The organism is Pseudomonas sp. FEMGT703P (assembly GCF_002786345.1).
GTDB lineage: Bacteria > Pseudomonadota > Gammaproteobacteria > Pseudomonadales > Pseudomonadaceae > Aquipseudomonas > Aquipseudomonas peli.
In genome coordinates, this window is record NZ_PGCM01000005.1 from 924,451 (window position 1) to 945,764 (window position 21,314).

Consider the following 21,314-nt stretch of genomic DNA (forward strand, 5'->3'; position numbering starts at 1 on the left):
CGGGTTATGCAAGCTTAGCCGCGTGCCACGCTGACGCCTTCCAGATTGGCGAAGGAGGTGTCTTTGGCGGTCAGCAGGAAGTCGCGCATAAACGGTGCGTCGAGCATATCGGTGCGGATGCCGGCGTACAGGGTGGCGAACAGGCCCTTATCGCCCAGGCGTTTTGCCGTCACGTAGCCACGTGAACTGTATTCATGCAGCGCCCAGTTGGGCAGGCCACACACGCCGCGGCCGCTGGCCACCAGTTGCATCATCATCACCGTCAGCTCGGAGGTGCGCACCTGCGCTGGTTCGACATCTGCCGGCTCAAGGAAGCGGGTGAAGATGTCCAGGCGGTCACGTTCCACCGGGTAGGTGATCAGGGTTTCCGTGGCCAGGTCCTGCGGCTTGATGCACGGTTTGCTGGCCAGCGGATGCTGGTTGGCCACGGCGAGCATGGCTTCATAGGTAAACAGCGGCACATAGGTGATGCCGGCCAGTTCCAGTGGATCGCTGGTCACCACCAGGTCCAGATCACCGCGGGCCAGGGCGGGCAGTGGTGCGAAGGAGAAGCCCGAGGCCAGGTCCAGTTCCACTTCCGGCCAGGCATCGCGGAACTGGTCGATGGTCGGCATCAGCCACTGGAAGCAGCTGTGGCATTCGATGGCCATGTGCAGACGGCCGGCGGTGCCACCGGCCAGGCGGGCTAAATCACGCTCGGCACCGCGCAGCAGCGGCAATACCGTATCGGATAGCTGCAACAGGCGCAGGCCGGCGCTGGTAAAACGCACCGGCTTGGTTTTGCGCACGAACAGCGGCATGCCCAGGCGCTCTTCCAACTCCTTGAACTGGTGTGACAGCGCCGATTGCGTCAGGTGCAGACGCTCGGCTGCGTCCACCAGGCTTTCGCTTTCGCGCAGGGCATGCAGGGTTTTCAGGTGGCGCAATTCGAGCATGGCGGGCCTCGGTGTTTGGCAGGTCGGCTTTCTAGCGACAAGCAGAACATGAGTAAAACTATAGATCAAGGCGAATAGATTGAGTTTGTCTCACTTAGACGGGGTGTCGAGAATAGCCAGCATCTTATTGATCTGCTGGAGCGTTCTGACATGGCCCTGTCCCATTTCCTTGGTTTTCCGCGTATCGGTCGTGACCGAGAACTGAAAAAAGCCCTGGAGGCTTACTGGAAAGGCGAGCTGGACGAGGCCGGCCTGCGGACTGTGGGTCGTGAACTGCGCGCCGCCCACTGGCAGCTGCAGAAGGACGCTGGCATCGATCTGCTGCCGGTCGGCGACTTTGCCTGGTACGACCAGGTGCTGACGCACTCGCTGAGCTTCGGCGTGATCCCCGAGCGCTTTCGCCCGGCAGACGGCAAGCCGACCCTGGATACCTTGTTCGGCATGGCGCGCGGTGCCGTTGCAAACAAGAGCAGTCAGAGCGCCTGTTGCGCTGCTCATGCGCAAGAGATGACCAAGTGGTTCGACACCAACTACCACTACCTGGTCCCTGAATTTACCGCCGATCAGCAGTTCCAGTTGAACTGGGAACAACTGTTCGAGGAAGTCGAAGAAGCCCACGCCCTGGGTCACCGCGTCAAACCGGTGCTGATCGGTCCGCTGACCTATCTCTGGCTGGGCAAAGCCAAGGGTGGCAATTTCGACAAGCTCGATTTGCTTGAGCGGCTGCTCCCGGTCTACGGCGAAATTCTCCAGCGCCTGGCCGCTCAGGGTGTGGAGTGGGTGCAGATCGATGAGCCGATTCTAGTGCTGGACCTGCCGCAAGCCTGGAAGAACGCCTTCGAGCGCGCCTATAACCTGCTGCAGCGCGAGCCCGGCAAGAAACTGATCGCCACCTATTTCGCCGGCCTGGAAGACAACCTCGGCCTGGCCGCCAGCCTGCCGGTGGATGGCCTGCATATCGACCTGGTGCGCGCCCCTGAGCAGTTCCCGACCATCCTCGACCGTTTGCCGGCCTACAAGGTGCTGTCGCTGGGCGTGGTCAACGGCCGCAATGTTTGGCGCACTGATCTGCAGCCAGTTCTGGAGATTTTGCAGCAGGCTCAGGAGCGCTTGGGCGAGCGCCTGTGGGTGGCGCCAAGCTGCTCGCTGTTGCACAGCCCGGTCGACCTGAGCCGCGAAGACAAGCTGGATGCCGAGCTGAAAAGCTGGCTGGCCTTTGCCGTGCAGAAGTGCGAAGAAGTCGCGCTGCTGACCACAGCCCTGAACAACCCGCAGGATGCTCAGGTGCAGGCCGCGCTGGCTGCAAGCCGCGCCGTACAGGCCAGCCGCGCGCAGTCGCCGCGTATCCACAAACCGGCGGTGCAGGCGCGTTTGGCAGCTATTAGCGCCGCCGATAGCCAGCGCCATTCGCCATTCGCTGCGCGTATCGAGCAGCAGCGGGCGCGCCTGCAGTTGCCGGTCTTGCCGACCACCACCATCGGCTCGTTTCCGCAGACCGCCGCCATCCGTCTGGCGCGTCAGGCGTTCAAGGCTGGCAAGCTGTCGGCGGGGGATTACACCGAGGCCATGCACAGCGAAATCCGTCATGCCGTCGAGGTGCAGGAAAACCTCGGTCTGGATGTGCTGGTGCACGGTGAGGCCGAGCGCAACGACATGGTCGAGTACTTTGCCGAGCAACTCGACGGCTATGCCTTTACCCGTTTCGGTTGGGTGCAGAGCTACGGTTCGCGTTGCGTAAAACCTGCAGTGATCTACGGCGACCTGAGTCGGCCCAAGGCCATGACTGTGGCCTGGATCGGCTATGCGCAGACCCTTACCCGCAAAGTGATGAAGGGCATGCTGACCGGCCCGGTGACCATGCTGATGTGGTCCTTCCCGCGCGACGACATTTCCCGTGAACAGCAGGCACGCCAGCTGGCCCTGGCCATTCGTGACGAGGTGGTGGACTTGGAAGCAGCGGGGATCAAGATCATCCAGATCGACGAAGCCGCCTTCCGCGAAGGACTGCCGCTGCGCCAGGTGCAGTGGCAGGGTTACCTGAACTGGGCCACCGAGGCATTCCGCCTGTGCGCCTCGGGCGTGCGTGACGAAACGCAGATCCACACCCACATGTGCTACAGCGAGTTCAACGACGTGATCGAGTCCATCGCTGCCATGGATGCCGACGTGATCACCATTGAAACCTCGCGTTCGGACATGGAGCTGCTGGAGGCCTTCGAACGCTTCGACTACCCCAACGACATCGGCCCCGGCGTATATGACATCCATTCGCCACGGGTGCCGGACAGCGGGGAGATGGTCAACTTGCTGCGCAAGGCTGCGCAGCGCATTCCGCTCGAGCGGCTGTGGGTCAACCCGGACTGCGGCCTGAAAACCCGTGCCTGGCCGGAGACCGAAGCCGCGTTGATCAATATGGTGGCGGCAGCTCGTCAGCTGCGTAGCGAACTGGCCTGATTGCCTTCACGAGTACGCCCCTGTGACTGCCCTGATCGGCTGTCGCAGGGGCTTTCGCTATTTTTTGTCGCGGTAGAAAGACCGCTCGTCTCCCTTCATCAAATTGTCACGCTTGTGTGGCAGCGCGCTCGCACAAACATCACCACACTCGCGTCTTAATGGGGTGCTGCGTTCTGCTGTCCCGGGTCTGGGTGATGTTATGCGTGGGTTGATTCTTCTCGCTGCACTGTTGTGCGGCCTGCCGGTTTTTGCGGCGCAGCGTTGTGATGTGGAGGTGCCGACGCACACGGCGGATGTGGGCGAGGTGCGTCTGGCGTATCAGAGCATTGGTCGCGACAGCGATCCTGCGCTGCTGCTGGTGATGGGCCTGGGCGGGCAGTTGATTCACTGGCCGGATGAAGTGGTGGCGCGCCTGTGTGAGCAGGGCTTTCGGGTGATCCGCTTCGATAACCGCGATGTTGGGCTGAGCGCATGGGCTGGCAACGCGCCAGAAATCAATCTGACCTATGAAGCACTGCGTTATCGCCTCGGTCTGTCGGTGGCCGCGCCCTATGGGCTGCGCGATATGGCCAAGGATGCCCTGGGCTTGCTGGATGCATTGGCCGTGCGTGAGGTTCACGTACTTGGGGCGAGCATGGGCGGAATGATCGCCCAGCATATGGCCGACCTTGCACCTGAGCGGGTGCAGAGCCTGACCTTGATTATGACCAGCTCCGGTGCTCAGGGGTTGCCGGCGCCAAGTAGCGCGCTACTGAGTCTGCTGGCCAAACGTGAAGCGCCCAACCGCGCGATAGCCCTGGAGCAGCAGGCCGACCTGCTGGCCGCGCTGGGCAGCCCGGCGGTCAGCGATGACCGGCAGTTACTGTTGCAACAGGCGCAGATTGCCTACGACCGGGCGTTCAACCCCGAAGGCGTGCAACGTCAGTTGTTGGCGATTCTCGCGGAGCCGAGCAGGGTCGAGCTGCTTAACCGTCTGCGCGTGCCAACCCTGGTGGTGCATGGCACGGCCGATCCGCTGCTGCCGGTGATGCACGGCGTGCATGTGGCGGCGCACATCAAGAACAGCGAATTGAGACTGATCCCCGGTCTGGCCCACCGCTTTCAGGAAGCGTTCAAAGAACCCTTGCTGGCGGCGGTGTTGCCGCACCTGCAGGCCCATCGGGGCGATGGGCAGTGGGCGCGGCTTTAAAGCGCAGAGTTACTTAACGAGTGCCGAGGAAGTCACGCTTACCGATGGCCACACCGTTGTGGCGCAGAATGGCGTAGGCAGTGGTGTAGTGGAAATAGAAGTTCGGCATGACGTGATCGAGCAGGAAGGCCTGACCCTGGAAGTGGGTTTCCTTGTCGCGGCGCTTGAGGGTGACGGTACGCGCTTCGCTGCCGTCGATCTTCGCAGCGTCGAGGCTGTGCAGGAAATCCAGGGTCTTGGTGATGCGTGCCTGCAGCTCGGCAAAGCTGGCTTCATCATCGGCATGGCTCGGTGCGTCGACCCCGGCCAGCAGGGCGGCGCCGGCCTTGGCGCCATCACAGGCGATCTGCACCTGGCGGCTTAGTGGAAACATATCGGGGGCCAGGCGCGCGTTGAGAAATACGCTCTGCTCGATCTTCTTCTCTTCGGCGTGGGCGGCGGCGATACCGAGGATAGTCGACAGGTTGTTCAGCTGGCGGGTGAAGACCGGGATGGATGCTTGGTACATGGACAGGGACATGGATATCTCCAGAAGCGCCGAAGCGGATTGCCCGAGCGCGATTGTGTCGAAGGGAGGTACACCGCCGCAGGCAGCGGCGGTGACGTGGGCTAACAAGCTTAGAAGCTGTTGATGATCTTGCTGCCGAGCAACGGGCAGTCGATCGTGAGCAATTTTTAGCCGATGGTGATGGGCGGCAGCTGAGTCAGTTCAACGGTCTGCGCTTTGCGCGGGGCGAGGATTTCCGCTTCGCCATCGACCACCAGCTCATCGTTCTGGTTGAACACGCGAGTGGCTACACGCACGCGGAATTTTGGCAGTTTCTCAAGGATTTCCAGGCGCACGGTGAGGGTGTCACCGAGCTTCACTGGTGCGGTGAAACGCATGCTCTGGCCGATGTAGATGGTGCCTGGGCCAGGTAGCTCGCAGGCCACGGCGGCGCTGATCAATGCACCGCTGAACATGCCATGGGCGATACGCTCCTTGAACATGGTGGTGGCGGCATATTCAGCGTCGAGGTGCACCGGGTTGTGATCGCCGGATACTTCGGCAAACAGCTGGATGTCGCGTTCGCTGACGGTCTTGCTGTAGCTGGCGGTCTGGCCGACTTCGAGGGCGTCGTAGGGCGTGTTGCTGCTCTGGGTCATGGGTGACTCTCTTGGCTCTGTTGGTGGCACTGGCGCGGTTGGCTGAGAGCCTGCTGCAACCAGTCGATGATGTAGGCGGTGACGTCGTCGCGGTTGCTCTCGTTGAGCAGCTCATGACGCGCATCGGGATAGAGTTTGACCTTTACGTGCTGGTTGCCTGCGGTGCTCAGGGCATTACCCAGGTCTTGCTGACGGTGGCCGTCGCTGACCGGGTCACAGGCCCCGCCGATCACCAGCAGCGGCAGGCTGTTGTCGATCTGCGCAAGATTTTCCAGCGGGGTGATCTGTTGCAGGCCGCCGAGCAGGTCGACCCACAGCTGATTGCTGCAGCGGAAGCCGCACAGCGGGTCATTGATGTATTTGTCGACTTCCAGCGGGTCGCGGCTCAACCAGTCGAAGGCGGTGCGGTTGGGCTTGAAGGCTTTGTTAAATGAGCCGAACGAAACGAACTCCAGCAGCGCACTGCGCCCCTGTGCCCCTTGCCGCCAGCGCTCGAAGCGTGCCAGCAACTGGCCGGCGCGGTACAGCGCCACGGGTTGGTAGTTGGAGCCGGAAAGAATAGCGCCCTGCAGGCTGCAGCTGTGGTGCATCAGGTAGGCCTGACTGATGTAGCTGCCCATGCTGTGGCCGAGCAGGAATATCGGCGTTTGCGGGTGGGTTTGGCGCATATGATGGTTAAGGTGGGCCAGGTCATTGACCACCAGCTCCCAGCCCTTGTTGTCGGCATAGTGGCCGAGCAGGCCATGTTCGGCAGTTTTGCCGTGCCCGCGCTGGTCATGCGCATACACCTCGAAGCCTTGCGCCACCAGTGCTTCGGCCAGGCGTGCATAGCGCCCGCTGTGTTCGGCCATGCCGTGGGCGACCATCAGCAACGCTTTCGGCGGCTGTTCGGCGTACCAGCGGTTTACAAAGAGGGGCGCTGCATCGGTGCTATTGAGCCAGAACGCTTGGTGGAGCATGGCGAATCCCTTAAGCCTGCAGAAGCTGCGCATTGTGCACCCCGCGCGGCGCGGCGCAAAGTCCGTGCGGGTTTAAGGATTATGGCTGCGCAATATCTGCATATATTCGCCGCTGCTGTGCAGGTCGCGCAGGCCCTGCTCAAACACTGCGCTCCAATCAGGTTCGCCGGGCTTGGCGGGAACAAAGCCGACCAGCAGCGGGACGCGCTCCAGCACATTGCCCTGCCAGCGGAGCTTGCCGCGCAGTTGTTCATCGTTGGCGATCAAATGGTTACCGACGATACGTTCCAGCAACACCATGTCGAAACGCCGGGCATTGAGCTTGCGCAGGTTACTGATGTCGTCCACGGCGTCTTCGAGGGTCAGCCCAGCATCGAGAATATGCTGTGGGTAACCGTAGCCGCGCACGATGCCCAGGGTGCGCCCGCGTAATTCCTGCAGCTGGCTGAACTGCAGTGGATAACCGTTGCGAATAAACAGCCCCAGTTCGCTGTAAAACAGCGGGCGGGAGGGCTGCAGCCCTTCCTCGTTAATCTCCTTGGGCCATAGCGCCAGCGCACCCTGGTAGTTGCCGTTGCCCAGCTCAACACGCGCTCGCGCCCAGGGTAGAAAGTCGATCTGCAGCGGATAGCCGCGTACAGCAAAGGCGCGGCGGGTCAGGGCGACGATGCTGCCGCCATCCGGCAGGTGTTCAGAGCTGTAGGGCGGGTATTCCAGGGTGGCCATGCGCAGTTGTGGCTGGGCCTGCGCCGATTGCGCGAAGAAAAACAGCAACGTAGCAACGAATAGAACGATAGGCATGGGGAGCCGTCAGCGCAGGGTGCAGATTGGTTATAGGTGGCGCGGCAGGATAGTTCCATAGGGAGCGGCAAGATTCAGTGCGTCAATGACGCTGCTCGGCTATTTGCCTGTTTGGCGTTAGCTGTTAACTTCCAGCCAACTCCGCAGCGCGGATTAGACCATCTCAGGGCAAGAGGATAAAAATAATGCAGCCTGATTTCTGGAGTGACAAACGCCCGGCTGGCGTACCCAATGACATCGACCTGGGGGCTTACAAGTCGGTTATCGAGGTGTTCGAGCGCTCGTGCAAGAAGTTCGCCGACCGGCCCGCCTTCAGCAACCTGGGCGTGACCCTGACTTATGCCGAGCTTGATCGGCTCTCGGCGGCCTTTGCCGCCTACCTGCAAAAGCACACTGACCTGCAACCGGGCGAGCGCATCGCCGTGCAGATGCCCAATGTGCTGCAGTACCCGATTGCCGTGTTCGGCGCTATGCGCGCCGGGCTGATTGTGGTCAACACCAACCCGCTGTACACCGCCCGCGAGATGCGCCACCAGTTCAAGGATGCCGGCGTGCGTGCGCTGGTGTACCTGAACATGTTCGGTAAGCTGGTGCAGGACGTGCTGCCGGATACCGAGATCGATTACCTGATTGAAGCCAAGATGGGTGACATGCTGCCTAGCCTGAAAGGCTGGCTGGTCAACACCGTGGTGAAGAAGGTCAAGAAGATGGTTCCTGACTACCACTTGCCGCAGGCGGTGGGCTTCAAGGATGCGCTCAAGCAGGGCCAAGGGCATGCGCTGAAGCCGGTCAAGGTCGGCCAGGAAGACATCGCTGTGCTGCAATACACCGGCGGCACCACCGGTGTGGCCAAGGGCGCGATGCTCACCCACGGCAACCTGGTGGCCAATATGCTGCAAGTCGATGCCTGTCTGTCGCAGCTGGGCAACGATGGCACCCCGCTGATGAAGCAGGGCCAGGAAATCATGATCGCGCCGCTGCCGCTCTACCATATCTATGCCTTCACCGCGAACTGCATGTGCATGATGGTCAACGGCAACCACAACGTGCTGATCACTAACCCGCGTGACATCCCAGGCTTCGTCAAGGAGCTGGGTAAGTGGCAGTTCTCCGCGCTACTGGGCCTCAACACGCTGTTCGTGGCGCTGATGGACAACCCCGAGTTCCAGAAACTGGATTTCTCCAAGCTCAAGGTCACCAACTCCGGCGGCACCGCTCTGGTCAAGGCTACGGCCGAGCGCTGGCAGGCGATGACCGGCTGCACCGTGGTCGAAGGCTATGGCCTCACCGAAACCTCGCCAGTGGCCAGTACCAACCCTTATGGTGATAAAGCGCGTCTGGGCACGGTGGGCATTCCGGTGCCGGGTACGGCGTTCAAGGTCATTGATGATGACGGCGTTGAGCAAGGCCTGGGCGAGCGCGGCGAGCTGTGCATCAAGGGCCCGCAGGTGATGAAGGGCTACTGGAACCGTGAAGAAGCCACTGCCGAGGTGCTGGACGCCGAGGGCTGGTTCAAGAGCGGTGATGTGGCGGTGATCGACCCGGATGGCTTTGTGCGCATTGTCGACCGCAAGAAGGACATGATCATCGTCTCGGGTTTCAACGTGTACCCCAACGAGATCGAAGATGTGGTCATGGCTCACCCGAAAGTCGCCAGTTGCGCGGCCATCGGCGTGCCGGATGAGAAGTCCGGGGAAGCGGTCAAGCTGTTCGTGGTGGCCCGCGACAGCAGCCTCAACGCCGATGAACTGAAGGCCTACTGCAAGGAGAACTTCACCGGCTACAAGGTGCCCAAGCAGATCGTCTTCCGCGACTCGCTGCCGATGACCCCGGTAGGCAAGATTCTCCGTCGCGAGCTGCGCGATATCGCCTAACGCATACACGGTCGCTTCAATACAGCCGCAGGTTTAACTGCGGCTGTATGAAACCTCCGCCAATCCCCGCGCAACCCCTGTAACTCGCTGCTTTCAGCGCTATCAATAAAAATGACTTAAATTGCCGTGCTGGTCATTTTTGTGACTGCTGCGGCGCTTATTGGTGCTAGTCGCTGTTTGGCAAAGCTGCTACTCTCGGGCGGCTTTTTTGTGATCCACCATCCATGGCGACCCTGCTTTCCAGGCTGTTGCTGTGTGACGTCAAAAATTGCTCCCGGCAATTTTTTTGCCGTTCAAATCGCAGAAAACACGCAAATCTACAATAAACAACCGTCTACGCGCGGTGAAGATCAAGCTGTTGCTGAGGAGTGGGCTTCCATGACCGAAAACTTTTGGAAGGATAAGTATCCCGTTGGGATTGCTGCCGAAATCAATCCTGACCAGTACCCGAACATCCAGGCGGTACTGAAAGAGTCCTGCCAACGCTTCGCCGACAAGCCAGCTTTCAGCAATATGGGTAAAACCATTACCTATGGTGAGCTGTACGAGTTGTCCGGCACTTTTGCCGCTTACTTGCAGCAGAACACCGACTTGCAGCCTGGCGACCGAATCGCCGTGCAACTGCCCAACGTGCTGCAGTATCCGGTTGTTGTCTTCGGTGCCCTGCGCGCCGGTCTGGTGGTGGTCAACACCAACCCGCTCTACACCGCGCGGGAAATGGAACACCAATTCAACGATTCCGGCGCCAAGGCCCTGGTCAGCCTGGCCAACATGGCCCACCTGGCTGAACAGGTTCTGCCGAAAACCGGGATCAAGACGGTCATCATCACTGAAGTCGGCGATATGCTTTCGCCGCTCAAGCGCCTGCTGGTCAACAGCGTGGTCAAGCACGTGAAGAAGATGGTTCCGGCCTACAACCTGCCGCAAGCCGTCAAATTCACCGCTGCCATGGCCAAAGGCCGTGGTCAGAGCGTGAAAGAAGCAGCTCCGGCCAATGGTGAAATTGCCGTGCTGCAATACACCGGCGGCACCACCGGCGTGGCCAAGGGCGCGATGCTCACCCACCGCAACCTGATCGCCAACATGCTGCAGGTCAAGGCGCTGATGGGTTCGGAAATGAGCGAAGGCAGCGAAGTGCTGATCGCGCCATTGCCGCTGTACCACATCTATGCGTTCACCTTCCATTGCATGGCGATGATGCTAATTGGTGGGCACAACGTGCTGATCACCAACCCGCGTGATCTGCCGGCGATGACCAAGGATCTGGCCAAGTACAAGTTCACCGGCTTTGTCGGCCTCAACACCCTGTTCGTTGCCCTGTGCAACAACGAGGACTTCCGCAAGCTGGACTTCTCTACCCTCAAAGCCACGTTCTCCGGCGGTATGGCGCTGCAACTGGCGACCGCCGAGCGTTGGAAGCAGGTGACCGGTTGCTCGATCTGCGAAGGCTTCGGCATGACCGAAACCAGCCCGGTGGCTTCGGTTAACCCGTTCAGCAATATCCAAATCGGCACCATCGGTATTCCGGTACCGTCGACCGTGTGCAAGGTGATCGACGACGAAGGCGTCGAGCAGCCATTGGGTTCGATTGGTGAGCTGTGCGTCAAAGGTCCGCAGGTGATGAAGGGCTACTGGCAGCGTCAGGAAGCCACCGACGAAATCCTCGACGCCGAAGGCTGGTTGAAGACTGGCGATATCGCGGTGATTCAGGAAGACGGTTACATGCGTATCGTCGACCGCAAGAAGGACATGATTCTGGTGTCCGGCTTCAACGTCTACCCGAACGAGCTGGAAGACGTGCTCGCCACTCTGCCAGGTGTGCTGCAGTGCGCGGCCATCGGTGTGCCGGATGAGAAGTCGGGCGAAGCGATCAAGATCTTCGTGGTGGTCAAACCGGGTGAAACCCTGACCAAAGAGCAGGTGATGGAGCACATGCGTGCCAACGTCACGGGCTACAAGGTGCCGAAAGCCGTAGAGTTCCGCGACGTCCTGCCGACCACCAACGTGGGCAAGATCCTGCGCCGCGAACTGCGTGATGAAGAACTGAAGAAGATGGGCAAGAAGTAAAACCGCGCTAAACAAAACCCCGCCTAGGCGGGGTTTTTTGTGTCTGCGACTAAACTGATCGAACAGCGGTGAGCTTTAGTTTCAGTGGTCGGTCAAGCTGTGCGCCAGGTGATTTCCTCTACGCCATCAGCGCTGATGCGCATCCAGCGGTCGGCTTGCTCGTCGCTTTCTTCTTCCTGCCAGCCGCCCGGCGCGCAGCGGACTTCAACATTCAGTGCCGCGAAGGCCGCTTGAGCGCAGGCCAGGTCGTCAGCCCAGGGCGTGGCATCACTTTCCAGGTACAGGCTGTTCCATTTGCCAACCGCTTTGGGCAGCCAGGTGACGGGTACGTCGCCGGCCGTGCATTTATAGGTCTGGCCTTTCTGCTGCCAAGGCGTGCAGCTGCCCAGTGCGCTGTTCAGCCACTCGCCGATGGCGGTGTGGTCGGCGTCTTTCAGGTAAATCTCGATATCCGGTTGGCGCATGGTCATAGTCTCTCGATCCAGTCGTAGCGGATGGCGACAGTCACGTCGCAAGGTTCGGCGATTACCGCCGCGCGGCGCTCGGCGCTGGCGCGCCAGCCGTGTGGGGTCATGGCCAGCAGGTCGGCGCGGGCCTCGCTGCTGTCCAGGTGCAGATTAAAGGTCAGGGTTTCGCTGTGAGCCAGGCGCATGCCCTCAGGGATCAGCTCCAGGTGTTTCTGATCATCGTAGTCACGCACTTCGTCGTACAGCTTCTGCCGCAATTCCATCAGGTGTTCGCGGGTCGGGCCCATGCGCAGCAGGCCACCACCGGGGGCGAGCAGGCGCTTGGCTTCTTGCCAGTCGAGCGGGCTGAAGACGCTGGCGAGTAATTGGCAGCTGGCGTCCGCCAGCGGCACACGGGCCATGCTCGCCACCAGCCAAGTCAGCTGCGGCGCACGTTTGCAGGCGCGCTTGACCGCCTCGCGGGAGATGTCCAGGGCATAGCCATCGGCCTGTGGCAGGGCGTCGGCGATCTGTGTGGTGTAGTAACCCTCGCCGCACCCAATATCCAGCCAGCGTTCCGGGTTATAACCGGCGGCCAGTTCGGCCAGGCGCTGCGCCAGAGGAGCGTAATGCCCACCGTCGAGAAAGCGCCGTCGGGCCTCGACCATGGCGGCGTTATCGCCTGGGTCGCGGCTGTTCTTATGCTGCACAGGCAGCAGGTTCAGGTAACCCTGGCGTGCACGGTCGAAGCGGTGGTTGGCCGGGCAGGCCACACCATTGTCGAGCGTCTGCAGCGGCGCCTGGCAGATCGGGCAGGTCAGGCTCATGCGAGCAGATTGACCAAGGTCTGGTAGTAAATCTCGGTCAGCACATCCAGATCACTGGCCAGCACGCGTTCGTCGACCTGGTGGATGGTGGCGTTGACCGGACCAAGTTCGACCACTTGGGTGCCAAGGGTGGCAATAAAGCGCCCGTCCGAGGTGCCGCCGCTGGTCGACGGTTTGGTATCGCGGCCAGTGATTGCCTTGATGCTGGCCGCTACGGCGTCGAGCAAGGCACCTGGTTCGGTGAGGAAAGGCAGGCCGGAGAGTGCCCAGTCCAGTTCAAAATCCAAGCCGTGTTTGTCGAGGATGGCCTGAGTGCGCTGCTGCAGGCCCTCAACCGTTGATTCAGTCGAGAAACGAAAGTTGAAGATGGCCTTCAGCTCACCCGGAATCACGTTGGTCGCGCCGGTGCCTGCGTTGAGGTTGGAAATCTGGAAGCTGGTCGGCGGGAAGAACGCGTTGCCGTCGTCCCAATGCTCGGCGGCCAGTTCGGCCAGGGCCGGCGCGGCCAGATGAATCGGGTTGCGCGCCAGGTGCGGATAGGCCACGTGACCTTGCTTGCCGCGTACGGTGAGGGTGCAGCCGAGCGAGCCGCGGCGGCCGTTTTTCACTACGTCACCGACCAGGGTAGTGCTCGAGGGTTCGCCGACGATGCACCAGTCCAGGCGCTCGTTACGTTCGCGCAGGCGTTCAACCACCGCCTTGGTGCCGTGGTGTGCCGGGCCTTCTTCATCACTGGTGATCAGAAAAGCGATACGGCCTTTGTGGTCCGGGTATTCCGCAACAAAGCGTTCAACGGCGATGATCATCGACGCCAGGCTGCCTTTCATGTCCGCCGCGCCACGGCCACAGAGCATGCCGTCTTCATCAATCAGCGCATCGAATGGCTGGTGCTGCCACTTCTGCACCGGGCCGGTGGGCACCACGTCGGTGTGTCCGGCAAAGCACAGTACGGGGCCTTCTTGGCTGCCGTGGCTGGCCCAGAAGTTGTCCACATCTTCGATACGCATCGGCTCGATGGTGAAACCGCAGGCGACAAGGCGGCGCGTCATCTGCTCCTGGCAGCCTTCATCAAGCGGCGTGACGGAAGGACGACGAATCAGCTCACAGGCAAGCTCCAGCGTCGGGGAGAGGGGCGTGGCGTTGGCGGTCATTGCGGCTCCAAGGCGGCATCAAGCGGAAAGGCCGCCATCTTAAAGCAAAACGGCGGCCATTGGCCGCCGTCTAGCATTCAGGCACACCTGTGATCAGCTGGCCGCGGCGGTTTCCTGCGCGCTTGCCTGAGGCGCAGGCAGTGACGACAGCAAAGCCATGATCAGCGCCGCCAGGTAGGGCAGCGACTGCACCAGCAGCATGGCTACCCAGAACTTCACATCGGCGCTGGGCAGGCCCTGGACGATGCTGATACCGATGGCCGACCCCCACAGCAGCAGCATGATAAACACTTCTTCGCGGGCCTCGGCCAAGGCCACCAGGATGCCGTGGTTGCTGGCCATCTTCGGTGTGCGGAAGAACGGGATAGTCTTGGTGAAGGTGCCGTAGAGCACCGCCTTGGCGATCGTGTGCGACAACGCCAGGCCTGCCAGCGCAGCCTGGAAGGAGCGCACCAAATCAACACCCATGGCCTTGCGGTAGAGGAACAGGATCTTGCCCAGCTTGAAGAAGAACAGCGCCAACGGCGGGATGGCGAAGATCATCAGTGGCGGGTCAACCCGCTGCGGCACGATGATCATCGCTGCCGACCAGAGCAGCGCACCGACGGTGAAGAAGATATTCAGGCCATCGGCGATCCACGGCAGCCAACCGGCGACGAAGTGGTAGCGCTGTCCGCTCTTGAGTTCGGAGTCCTTGCCGAGGAATAGGCTGCGTGCATGGCCCTTCATGATCTGAATGGCGCCGTAAGCCCAACGGAAGCGCTGCTTCTTGTAGTCGATAAAGGTGTCCGGCATCAGCCCCTTGCCGAAGCTTTCGTGGGCGTAGGCGGCGCTGTAGCCTTTCTCGAATACGCGCAGGCCCAGTTCGGCGTCTTCGCAGATGGTCCAGTCGGCCCACTTCAGTTCGTCCATCACGGTACGACGGATCATGGTCATGGTGCCGTGCTGGATGATCGCGTCGCGGTCATTACGCGTCACCATGCCGATATGGAAGAAGCCTTTGTATTCGGCATAGCAGAGCTTCTTGAAGACGTTCTCGTTGCCGTCACGGTAATCCTGCGGTGATTGCACCACGGCGATCTTAGGGTCGCTGAAGTGCGGCACCATGTACTTAAGCCAGTTCTTGTCGACGCAGTAATCAGCGTCGATCACCGCTACCACTTCGGCGTCCGGACAGGTGTGCGGCAGGATGTAGTTCAGCGCACCGCCTTTGAAACCGGCAATTGGTGCGACGTGGAAGAAGCGGAAGCGTGGGCCCAGGACTTTGCAATACGCCTCAACCGGCTCCCACACGGCCGGGTCCTTGGTGTTGTTGTCGATGATGATGACTTCGTAATCCGGGTAATCCAGTGCGGCCAGGGCGTCGAGGGTCTGTTTGACCATCTCCGGCGGCTCGTTGTAGCAGGGTACGTGCACCGATACCTTGGGGCGGTAGGCACTGTCGGCCAAGACCGGCTGGAACGGCCGGCGCCGCGCACGGGTCCAGGCGGTTTCAGCCAGTTCGTGGGCTTCTGTCAGTAGGACGATAAACACGCCGAAGGCGCCAATGCCCAACAGCAGGCCAACCAAGGTGCTGAACCAGGTGCTGTACTGCTGGCTGTAGTCGTAGCCGATCCATACCAGGGCGGAGCCGCCGGCGAACGCGACAATGGTCAGGAAGGTGCGCCCGCGCTGACGCAGGGCACTGCCGTCGATAAGCATCAGCGCCAGGCTGAGCAGGGCTAGCACCACCGAACCGATGGCTAGCAAGCGCCACTGGGGAATCGCCACCACGGGGCCTTCGAAAGCGAATTTGGCCTGACGTTCGAGGTTGTAAACGCCCCAATACGCACCCACCGAGCCTTCATCGCTGGCTTTCCACGGCTGGTCGAAGGCTTCGATAACGAAGTAGTTGTAGCCTTTGGCATTGAGCGCATTGACCAGCGTACGCAGGTAAATCGCCTGGTCCGCTTGAGAGGCATCGGCGCCGCCGCGCATGCGGCCGTTGCTCGGCCAGCCAACTTCGGAGAGCAGCAGCGGTTTTTTCGGGAAGAGTTTTTTCAGGTCCTTGGCGCGCTCCAGCACGAAGTCGGTGGAGTCCTCCATCGGCACGAATTCCCAGTAGGGCAGAACGTGGGCGGCGATCAGGTCGACGTGCTGTGCCAGCTCTGGATGGTCCTGCCAGATGTGCCATTGCTCCGAGGTGGTCACCGGCACCTTGACTGCTGCGCGCACACGGTCGATGTAGGCGATCAGGTTTTCCGGGGTCACTTCGCTGCGGAACAGCGCTTCGTTACCAACTACCACGCGCACTACGCTGCGTGAGTTATTGGCGATTTCGATGGCTTTGGCGATTTCTCGCTCGTTGCGCTCCAGATCCGGGCTGATCCAGATACCCAGGGTCACGCGCAGGCCGAACTCTTCTGCGAGCAGGGGGATGTTGCCCAGTGGGCCGTCTACCGAGTAGGTGCGGATGTTGTCGGTATGCGTGCTCAGCAGCTCCAGGTCAGCGCGCATCTGCTCATCGCTGGGGTAGGTGTCCTGCTGCGGGTTTTGCCCGGCGCGGAAAGGCGAGAAAGAAAATCCGGAAATCTGTTCTGGCCAATCCGGTGCGGTTACCGGGCGGTTATACAGCGCCCAGATACCGGTAAACACGGCGGCAATTGCCAGGAACATGACCAGGTTCAGTCCAAACTTACGCGAAGGCATAGTGTGCAGGTCCAGCGAAGGGGCAATAAAAAGCGACGAGCGTCGGGTGCCGCATGCTACGCCGCCGCCATTGGGCTGTATAGCCGGCAGGCGGGCATATTGATGGGACGATTGTCGGTTGTGAAGGTTCCACTGATGGCAATGTGCTATGGCTGTTCATCGGATAGACAGGGCTAGACCAATACAGGGCTTGGGTGCGGCTCGTCAGCTACCTATAATGCGCGCCGCTTGTGGCTTGTGAGAGTGAAGAATGCCTGTGGATGAACAACGCTTTGCCGGGATCGCCCGTCTATATGGTCGCCAGGGAGCCGAGCGGCTCGCGGCTGCGCATGTGGCGGTGGTCGGGATTGGCGGCGTGGGCTCTTGGGCAGCAGAGGCATTGGCGCGCTCCGGAGTGGGCGAGATTTCCTTGTTTGATCTGGATGATGTCTGCGTCAGCAACAGCAACCGTCAGCTGCATGCGCTCGACAGCACGGTTGGTCAGCCCAAGGTCGAGGTGATGGCGGCGCGTATCCGCGCGATCAATCCGGCCTGTGTGGTACATGCGGTGGCGGATTTCGTGACCCGTGAGACCATGGCCGAGTACATCACTGAGCACCTGGATGCAGTGATCGACTGCATCGACAGTGTCAACGCCAAGGCTGCGCTGATTTCCTGGTGCAAACGGCGCAAGATCCAGGTGATTACCACCGGTGGCGCGGGCGGGCAGATCGACCCGACGCAGATCCAGGTCGGCGACCTGAACAAAACCTGGAATGATCCGCTGGCGTCCAAGGTGCGCTCCACCCTGCGCCGCGATTACGGCTTCTCACGCACGCCTGGGCGCAATTACAGCGTGCCCTGCGTGTATTCCAGCGAGCAGCTGCGCTATCCCAAACCCGACGGTACGGTGTGTCAATACAAGGGTTTTGTGGGGGAGGGGGTCAAGCTCGACTGCGCCGGCGGTTTTGGCGCAGTGATGATGGTGACCGCGACTTTTGGCATGGTCGCCGCGGCGCGCATCGTCGATAAATTGGTTGCTGGTACTCGGCGGCCGGCAGAGCGGCGGCCCGCACATGATGATGTTGGCTAATATTTAAAGAATGACCGGTTGCGGTCGATGTTCAGCAGGGATGTGCTGGTAGTTCTCTTTTGAGGTGTGCTGTGTTGTCCCTGCTGCGTCATGTATTACGTCATGTCCCGCGATATGCGCTGCTGTTTGCTGCGTTCTCTGCTTGCCTGAGTGTCCATGCCCACCCGGTTGTGCGAGTTGGTACCGGTGACTGGGTGCCCTATGTTGATCAGCAGCGCAAAGATGGCGGCGCCTTGTCGCGGTTGGTGCGGGACATTTTCAAGGCGGCCGGTTATCAGGTTGAGTTCGTTTATTACCCCTGGGACCGCAACCTGCTGATGCTCGAACAGGGCGGCCTGGATGCGGTGATGCCGTATATCTGCAGTAAGAGTCGCCAGCGTTTCACTGCATGCAGTGATGCAGTTGTGGCGGGGGACGTGGTGTTATTCCAGCGCAGCGACCAGCAACTTGCTTGGACCCGTTTCGGCGATCTTAAAACGTTCCGCATCGCCACGACGCTGGGCTACTCCTATGGTACGGAGTTTGATGCGGCGCTTGATGCTGGGCAGTTGCAGGTGCAGCAACATGGCAAAGAAGACACTGGCTTTCGTTTACTGAGCCTGGGGCGGGTTGACTTCCACCCTCAGGATCGAGCGGTTGGTTATGCCATGTTGCGTCGCCTGTTTTCCGAACAGGAGCGAGCATTGATTACCCATAATCCGCGTATTTTGCATGCTGAACCGCTGCACCTGCTGTTTCGCAAAGGTGATGCTAAAGCCGATCAGTTGCGTGAGATATTTAATACCGGCCTGCGGCGCCTGGCGCAGAGCGGTGAGTTGCAGCGTTTGCAACAGGCCCTGTATTCCGGCAATGCCGATCAGTGGCGCGCTGCGCCCTGATCGTTGGCATCGAGCAAGTGCTGCATCCGTGTCAGCACAGCCTGCAGGCCGTTGCTGCGTGAGGGTGACAGGTGACGAGCCAGGCCAAGCTGGGTAAACCAGTCCTGCAGATCCAGCTGCGCCAGTTCAGATGCCGGCAGGCCGTTGACTCTGGCCAGCAGCAGTGCCAGCAAACCACGCAACAGCCTTGCATCGCTGCTGGCGCGAAACTCCCAGTGAGCGCCGTCCTGCTCAGCCAACAGCCACACCTGACTTTCACAGCCCTGCACCCGGTTGGCTTCACTGCGTTCGGCATCACTCAGCGGGACGAGCTGGTCGCCCCATTGCATCAGAAGGCGGGCGCGCTGTTCCCAGCTGGGGCTGGCGCCAAAGGCTTGCAGTGCAGTCTGCGCAGTGGCAGGAAGGCTCATTGCAACAGCTCCAAGGCTTGATCCAGCGCGCTAAAAAAACGCTGTAAATCGCCGCCATCGTTATACAGCCCCAGCGACACACGAATCGCCCCGTTCAGGCCGAGGCCCTGTAACAGCGGCATTGCGCAGTGATGGCCGGCGCGCACGGCGATGCCTTGTTCGGTCAACAGGTGAGCCAAGTCGGCATGGTGCACGGCATCGACCACAAAGCTGACCAGCGCGACAGTCGGCGTGCCGAGCAGGCGCAGGCCCTGGCGCTGCTGCAGCCCAGTGATCAGCTGGCTATGCAGGGCTGCTTCGTGGGCGCTTACGGCGCTGGCGTCGAGGCTGCTCAGGTAATCCAGGCTCGCGCCCAGGGCGATCACCGAGGCAATCGGTGGTGTGCCAGCCTCAAAACCCAATGGTGCTGGGCGAAAGTTGGCGTTGCTGTAGTCGGTGTGCAGCAGCATCTCGCCGCCAAACTGCCAATGCGCCAATTGCTCCAGGGCGTGCGTGCGGCCATAAAGCAGGCCGACGCCGTCCGGGCCGTAGAGTTTGTGGCCAGAGCAGATATAGAAGTCGCAGCCCAGGGTTTGCACGTCCTGGCGACCGTGCACCACGCCTTGTGTGCCATCGATCACAGTCAGTGCGCCTTGCGCCTGTGCCAGGGCCAGTAACGGCCCAAGCGGCTGCCAGCAGCCGAGCACGTTGGACAGCTGGCTGACCGCCAACAGGCGGGTGCGTGGGCCGATCAGCTGCGCCGCTTGGGCTAGGTCGATCAACCCATGCTCATCCAGCGGCAGCACCACCAGCTTGAGCTGGCGGCGCAGCGCGAGTTGCTGCCAGGGCAGCAGGTTGGCGTGATGTTCCAGGGCGCTGATGACGATCTCGTCACCGGGTTGCAGGCGCTGCTCCAGGCCGTAGGCCAGCAGGTTGAAGGCTTCGGTGGCGCTGCGGGTGAAGATGATCTGCTGCGCGCTGGGCGCATTTAGCCAGCGTGCAACCTTCTCCCGCGTGGCTTCGAAGGCGCGGGTGGCACGCTCGCCCGGCAGGTGCTGGGCGCGATGCACATTGGCTGCGCCACCGGCGTAATAGCCGAGCAGGGCATCGAGCATGGCCTGGGGTTTTTGCGCAGTGGCAGCGCTGTCCAGATAGGTCTGGCCTTCAGCCGCAAGGGACTGAATACCAGGGAAGTCAGCACGCCAGGGGGAGATCAGTGACATGGATTTTCCAGAGATTATCTGGCGACTAAAAGTTGGGTTTAGCGCGTTGCGAGCGAAGCCCAGACAAGGCGCAATAAGGCGAGGACGCGGAGTTTACTGGTGTAAATGAGCGTCCGAGCCTTAGTGCAACGCAGTATGGGCGAGCGCAGCCGCGCTAAACCAACTTTTTAGTTGTGTGCGTGCAGGGCTTCGTTCAGCTCAATCGCCGACTTGTGGGTTTTGCACTCCACAGCGCCGGTTTGCGAGTTGCGGCGGAACAGCAGGTCCGGCTGGCCCGCCAGATCACGGGCCTTGAGCACCTTGACCAGCTTGTTGTCAGCATCCAGCAGCGCCACCTTGGTGCCGGCGGTGATGTACAGGCCGGATTCCACAGTGTTGCGGTCGCCCAACGGAATGCCGATGCCGGCATTGGCGCCGATCAGGCAGCCTTCGCCCACGGAAATGACGATATTGCCGCCACCGGACAGGGTGCCCATGGTTGAGCAGCCGCCGCCCAGGTCCGAACCCTTGCCGACAAATACGCCCGCTGATACGCGGCCTTCGATCATGCCTGGGCCGGCGGTACCGGCGTTGAAGTTAACGAAGCCTTCGTGCATCACGGTGGTGCCTTCGCCCACATAGGCGCCCAGGCGGATACGCGCGCTGTCAGCGATACGCACGCCAGCCGGCACCACGTAGTCGGTCATTTTCGGGAACTTGTCCACCGAGAAGACTTCCAGCAGATCGCCCTTCAGGCGCGCTTCCAGTTGACGCTCAGCCAGTTCACCGAGGTCGACGGCACCCTGGCTGGTCCAGGCCACGTTTGGCAGCAGCGGGAAGATCCCCGTGAGGTTCAGACCGTGCGGCTTAACCAGGCGGTGCGACAGCAGGTGCAGCTTGAGGTAGGCCTCAGGGGTGCTGGTCAGCGCGGCGTCTTCGGCGAGCAGGGTGACCACCAACGGCTTCTGGCTTTCGGCCAGGCGGGTGAGCAGGGCGGACTGCTGGCTGTCGACATTTTTCAGCGCTTCGGCCAGATCGCCTGCCTGGCTGTTGGTCAGGCTGAGAGCCTGGTTGCCGCCTTGGTACGCGATTTTTTCCAGCACTTTGGCGACCAGTTCGCTGCTCGGGTTGAGCAGTGGCTGGGCGTAGAAGACTTCCAGCCAGGTGCCCTGACGGTTCTGGGTGCCAACGCCGAAAGCCAGGCTGAAGAGGGTTGTGCTCATGTTGTTTTCCTTA

General features: G+C 61.1%; 18 protein-coding genes. 6 read left to right on the forward strand and 12 right to left on the reverse strand.

Features of this window, described 5'->3' with window-relative positions; genetic code table 11:
- Positions 1-14: 14 nt before the first annotated feature.
- A complete protein-coding gene (metR, locus tag CUR33_RS08150) occupies positions 15-935 on the reverse strand; it encodes a transcriptional regulator MetR (RefSeq protein ID WP_108487605.1) in 921 nt (306 codons plus the stop codon).
- Positions 936-1,085: 150 nt separating this feature from the next.
- Here metR and metE point away from each other — a divergent pair, with 150 nt between their 5' ends.
- Both metE and CUR33_RS08160 read left to right on the forward strand, forming a co-directional pair.
- Positions 1,086-3,389: a 5-methyltetrahydropteroyltriglutamate--homocysteine S-methyltransferase gene (gene metE / locus CUR33_RS08155; RefSeq protein WP_289239265.1), complete on the forward strand. Its 2,304-nt coding sequence runs from the start codon at positions 1,086-1,088 to the stop codon at positions 3,387-3,389.
- Positions 3,390-3,588: 199 nt separating this feature from the next.
- Positions 3,589-4,578, forward strand: coding sequence for an alpha/beta fold hydrolase (locus CUR33_RS08160; RefSeq protein WP_090248424.1), 990 nt, complete (start codon positions 3,589-3,591; stop codon positions 4,576-4,578).
- Positions 4,579-4,591: 13 nt separating this feature from the next.
- Here the strand turns inward: CUR33_RS08160 and CUR33_RS08165 are convergent, their stop codons facing one another.
- From CUR33_RS08165 to CUR33_RS08180, 4 genes are all read right to left on the reverse strand, one after another.
- Positions 4,592-5,098 carry a DUF1993 domain-containing protein gene (locus CUR33_RS08165; protein ID WP_289239266.1) on the reverse strand — a complete coding sequence of 169 codons (507 nt, stop codon included), beginning with the start codon at positions 5,096-5,098 and terminating at the stop codon, positions 4,592-4,594.
- Between the two features lie 155 nt (positions 5,099-5,253).
- Positions 5,254-5,724 (reverse strand): MaoC family dehydratase, encoded by a 471-nt coding sequence (locus CUR33_RS08170; protein WP_090248421.1) that lies wholly within the window; start codon positions 5,722-5,724, stop codon positions 5,254-5,256.
- A complete protein-coding gene (locus CUR33_RS08175; RefSeq protein ID WP_289239267.1) occupies positions 5,721-6,683 on the reverse strand; it encodes an alpha/beta hydrolase in 963 nt (320 codons plus the stop codon). The genes CUR33_RS08170 and CUR33_RS08175 overlap by 4 nt, the downstream gene beginning before the upstream one ends.
- Before the next feature lie 72 nt (positions 6,684-6,755).
- Complete coding sequence (locus CUR33_RS08180; protein ID WP_289239268.1) at positions 6,756-7,484, reverse strand: substrate-binding periplasmic protein; 729 nt, start codon at positions 7,482-7,484, stop codon at positions 6,756-6,758.
- A gap of 185 nt (positions 7,485-7,669) precedes the next feature.
- Between CUR33_RS08180 and fadD2 the strand changes: the two genes are divergently transcribed.
- Positions 7,670-9,358: a long-chain-fatty-acid--CoA ligase FadD2 gene (gene fadD2 / locus CUR33_RS08185; protein WP_160085146.1), complete on the forward strand. Its 1,689-nt coding sequence runs from the start codon at positions 7,670-7,672 to the stop codon at positions 9,356-9,358.
- Positions 9,359-9,736: 378 nt separating this feature from the next.
- Positions 9,737-11,425, forward strand: a complete 1,689-nt coding sequence (fadD1, locus tag CUR33_RS08190) for a long-chain-fatty-acid--CoA ligase FadD1 (RefSeq protein ID WP_289239269.1) — start codon at positions 9,737-9,739, stop codon at positions 11,423-11,425.
- Positions 11,426-11,517: 92 nt separating this feature from the next.
- Here fadD1 and CUR33_RS08195 read toward each other — a convergent pair whose 3' ends face one another.
- The 4 genes from CUR33_RS08195 to CUR33_RS08210 form a co-directional block, all read right to left on the reverse strand.
- A complete protein-coding gene (locus tag CUR33_RS08195; protein ID WP_167144225.1) occupies positions 11,518-11,889 on the reverse strand; it encodes a hypothetical protein in 372 nt (123 codons plus the stop codon).
- A gap of 2 nt (positions 11,890-11,891) precedes the next feature.
- Positions 11,892-12,698: a putative RNA methyltransferase gene (locus CUR33_RS08200; protein WP_167141724.1), complete on the reverse strand. Its 807-nt coding sequence runs from the start codon at positions 12,696-12,698 to the stop codon at positions 11,892-11,894.
- Positions 12,695-13,849 (reverse strand): succinyl-diaminopimelate desuccinylase, encoded by a 1,155-nt coding sequence (dapE, locus tag CUR33_RS08205; protein WP_289239270.1) that lies wholly within the window; start codon positions 13,847-13,849, stop codon positions 12,695-12,697. Before dapE ends, CUR33_RS08200 begins: the two co-directional genes overlap by 4 nt.
- Before the next feature lie 93 nt (positions 13,850-13,942).
- Positions 13,943-16,537, reverse strand: coding sequence for a glycosyltransferase (locus tag CUR33_RS08210; protein WP_167141722.1), 2,595 nt, complete (start codon positions 16,535-16,537; stop codon positions 13,943-13,945).
- A 250-nt stretch (positions 16,538-16,787) separates the two neighbouring features.
- Between CUR33_RS08210 and tcdA the strand changes: the two genes are divergently transcribed.
- Both tcdA and CUR33_RS08220 read left to right on the forward strand, forming a co-directional pair.
- A complete protein-coding gene (gene tcdA, locus CUR33_RS08215; protein WP_090248409.1) occupies positions 16,788-17,609 on the forward strand; it encodes a tRNA cyclic N6-threonylcarbamoyladenosine(37) synthase TcdA in 822 nt (273 codons plus the stop codon).
- Positions 17,610-17,683: 74 nt separating this feature from the next.
- Entirely contained in the window at positions 17,684-18,487 is an 804-nt protein-coding gene (locus CUR33_RS08220) for a substrate-binding periplasmic protein (RefSeq protein ID WP_289239271.1), read from the forward strand.
- Here the strand turns inward: CUR33_RS08220 and CUR33_RS08225 are convergent.
- The 3 genes from CUR33_RS08225 to dapD form a co-directional block, all read right to left on the reverse strand.
- Positions 18,466-18,897 carry a SufE family protein gene (locus CUR33_RS08225; RefSeq protein WP_289239272.1) on the reverse strand — a complete coding sequence of 144 codons (432 nt, stop codon included), beginning with the start codon at positions 18,895-18,897 and terminating at the stop codon, positions 18,466-18,468. The two genes, CUR33_RS08220 and CUR33_RS08225, sit on opposite strands and share 22 nt — an antisense overlap.
- Positions 18,894-20,099 carry an aminotransferase class V-fold PLP-dependent enzyme gene (locus CUR33_RS08230; protein WP_289239273.1) on the reverse strand — a complete coding sequence of 402 codons (1,206 nt, stop codon included), beginning with the start codon at positions 20,097-20,099 and terminating at the stop codon, positions 18,894-18,896. The genes CUR33_RS08225 and CUR33_RS08230 overlap by 4 nt, the downstream gene beginning before the upstream one ends.
- A gap of 167 nt (positions 20,100-20,266) precedes the next feature.
- Positions 20,267-21,301 carry a 2,3,4,5-tetrahydropyridine-2,6-dicarboxylate N-succinyltransferase gene (gene dapD / locus CUR33_RS08235; protein ID WP_170049652.1) on the reverse strand — a complete coding sequence of 345 codons (1,035 nt, stop codon included), beginning with the start codon at positions 21,299-21,301 and terminating at the stop codon, positions 20,267-20,269.
- Between the last annotated feature and the right edge of the window lie 13 nt (positions 21,302-21,314).

What these genes read in the sequence shown, in the direction of transcription:
- metR (WP_108487605.1), bottom strand. Translation starts at nt 935, where the DNA reads ATGCTCGAATTGCGCCACCTGAAAACCCTGCATGCCCTGCGCGAAAGC.
- metE (WP_289239265.1), top strand. Translation starts at nt 1,086, where the DNA reads ATGGCCCTGTCCCATTTCCTTGGTTTTCCGCGTATCGGTCGTGACCGA.
- CUR33_RS08160 (WP_090248424.1), top strand. Translation starts at nt 3,589, where the DNA reads ATGCGTGGGTTGATTCTTCTCGCTGCACTGTTGTGCGGCCTGCCGGTT.
- CUR33_RS08165 (WP_289239266.1), bottom strand. Translation starts at nt 5,098, where the DNA reads ATGTCCCTGTCCATGTACCAAGCATCCATCCCGGTCTTCACCCGCCAG.
- CUR33_RS08170 (WP_090248421.1), bottom strand. Translation starts at nt 5,724, where the DNA reads ATGACCCAGAGCAGCAACACGCCCTACGACGCCCTCGAAGTCGGCCAG.
- CUR33_RS08175 (WP_289239267.1), bottom strand. Translation starts at nt 6,683, where the DNA reads ATGCTCCACCAAGCGTTCTGGCTCAATAGCACCGATGCAGCGCCCCTC.
- CUR33_RS08180 (WP_289239268.1), bottom strand. Translation starts at nt 7,484, where the DNA reads ATGCCTATCGTTCTATTCGTTGCTACGTTGCTGTTTTTCTTCGCGCAA.
- fadD2 (WP_160085146.1), top strand. Translation starts at nt 7,670, where the DNA reads ATGCAGCCTGATTTCTGGAGTGACAAACGCCCGGCTGGCGTACCCAAT.
- fadD1 (WP_289239269.1), top strand. Translation starts at nt 9,737, where the DNA reads ATGACCGAAAACTTTTGGAAGGATAAGTATCCCGTTGGGATTGCTGCC.
- CUR33_RS08195 (WP_167144225.1), bottom strand. Translation starts at nt 11,889, where the DNA reads ATGCGCCAACCGGATATCGAGATTTACCTGAAAGACGCCGACCACACC.
- CUR33_RS08200 (WP_167141724.1), bottom strand. Translation starts at nt 12,698, where the DNA reads ATGAGCCTGACCTGCCCGATCTGCCAGGCGCCGCTGCAGACGCTCGAC.
- dapE (WP_289239270.1), bottom strand. Translation starts at nt 13,849, where the DNA reads ATGACCGCCAACGCCACGCCCCTCTCCCCGACGCTGGAGCTTGCCTGT.
- CUR33_RS08210 (WP_167141722.1), bottom strand. Translation starts at nt 16,537, where the DNA reads ATGCCTTCGCGTAAGTTTGGACTGAACCTGGTCATGTTCCTGGCAATT.
- tcdA (WP_090248409.1), top strand. Translation starts at nt 16,788, where the DNA reads ATGCCTGTGGATGAACAACGCTTTGCCGGGATCGCCCGTCTATATGGT.
- CUR33_RS08225 (WP_289239272.1), bottom strand. Translation starts at nt 18,897, where the DNA reads ATGAGCCTTCCTGCCACTGCGCAGACTGCACTGCAAGCCTTTGGCGCC.
- CUR33_RS08230 (WP_289239273.1), bottom strand. Translation starts at nt 20,099, where the DNA reads ATGTCACTGATCTCCCCCTGGCGTGCTGACTTCCCTGGTATTCAGTCC.
- dapD (WP_170049652.1), bottom strand. Translation starts at nt 21,301, where the DNA reads ATGAGCACAACCCTCTTCAGCCTGGCTTTCGGCGTTGGCACCCAGAAC.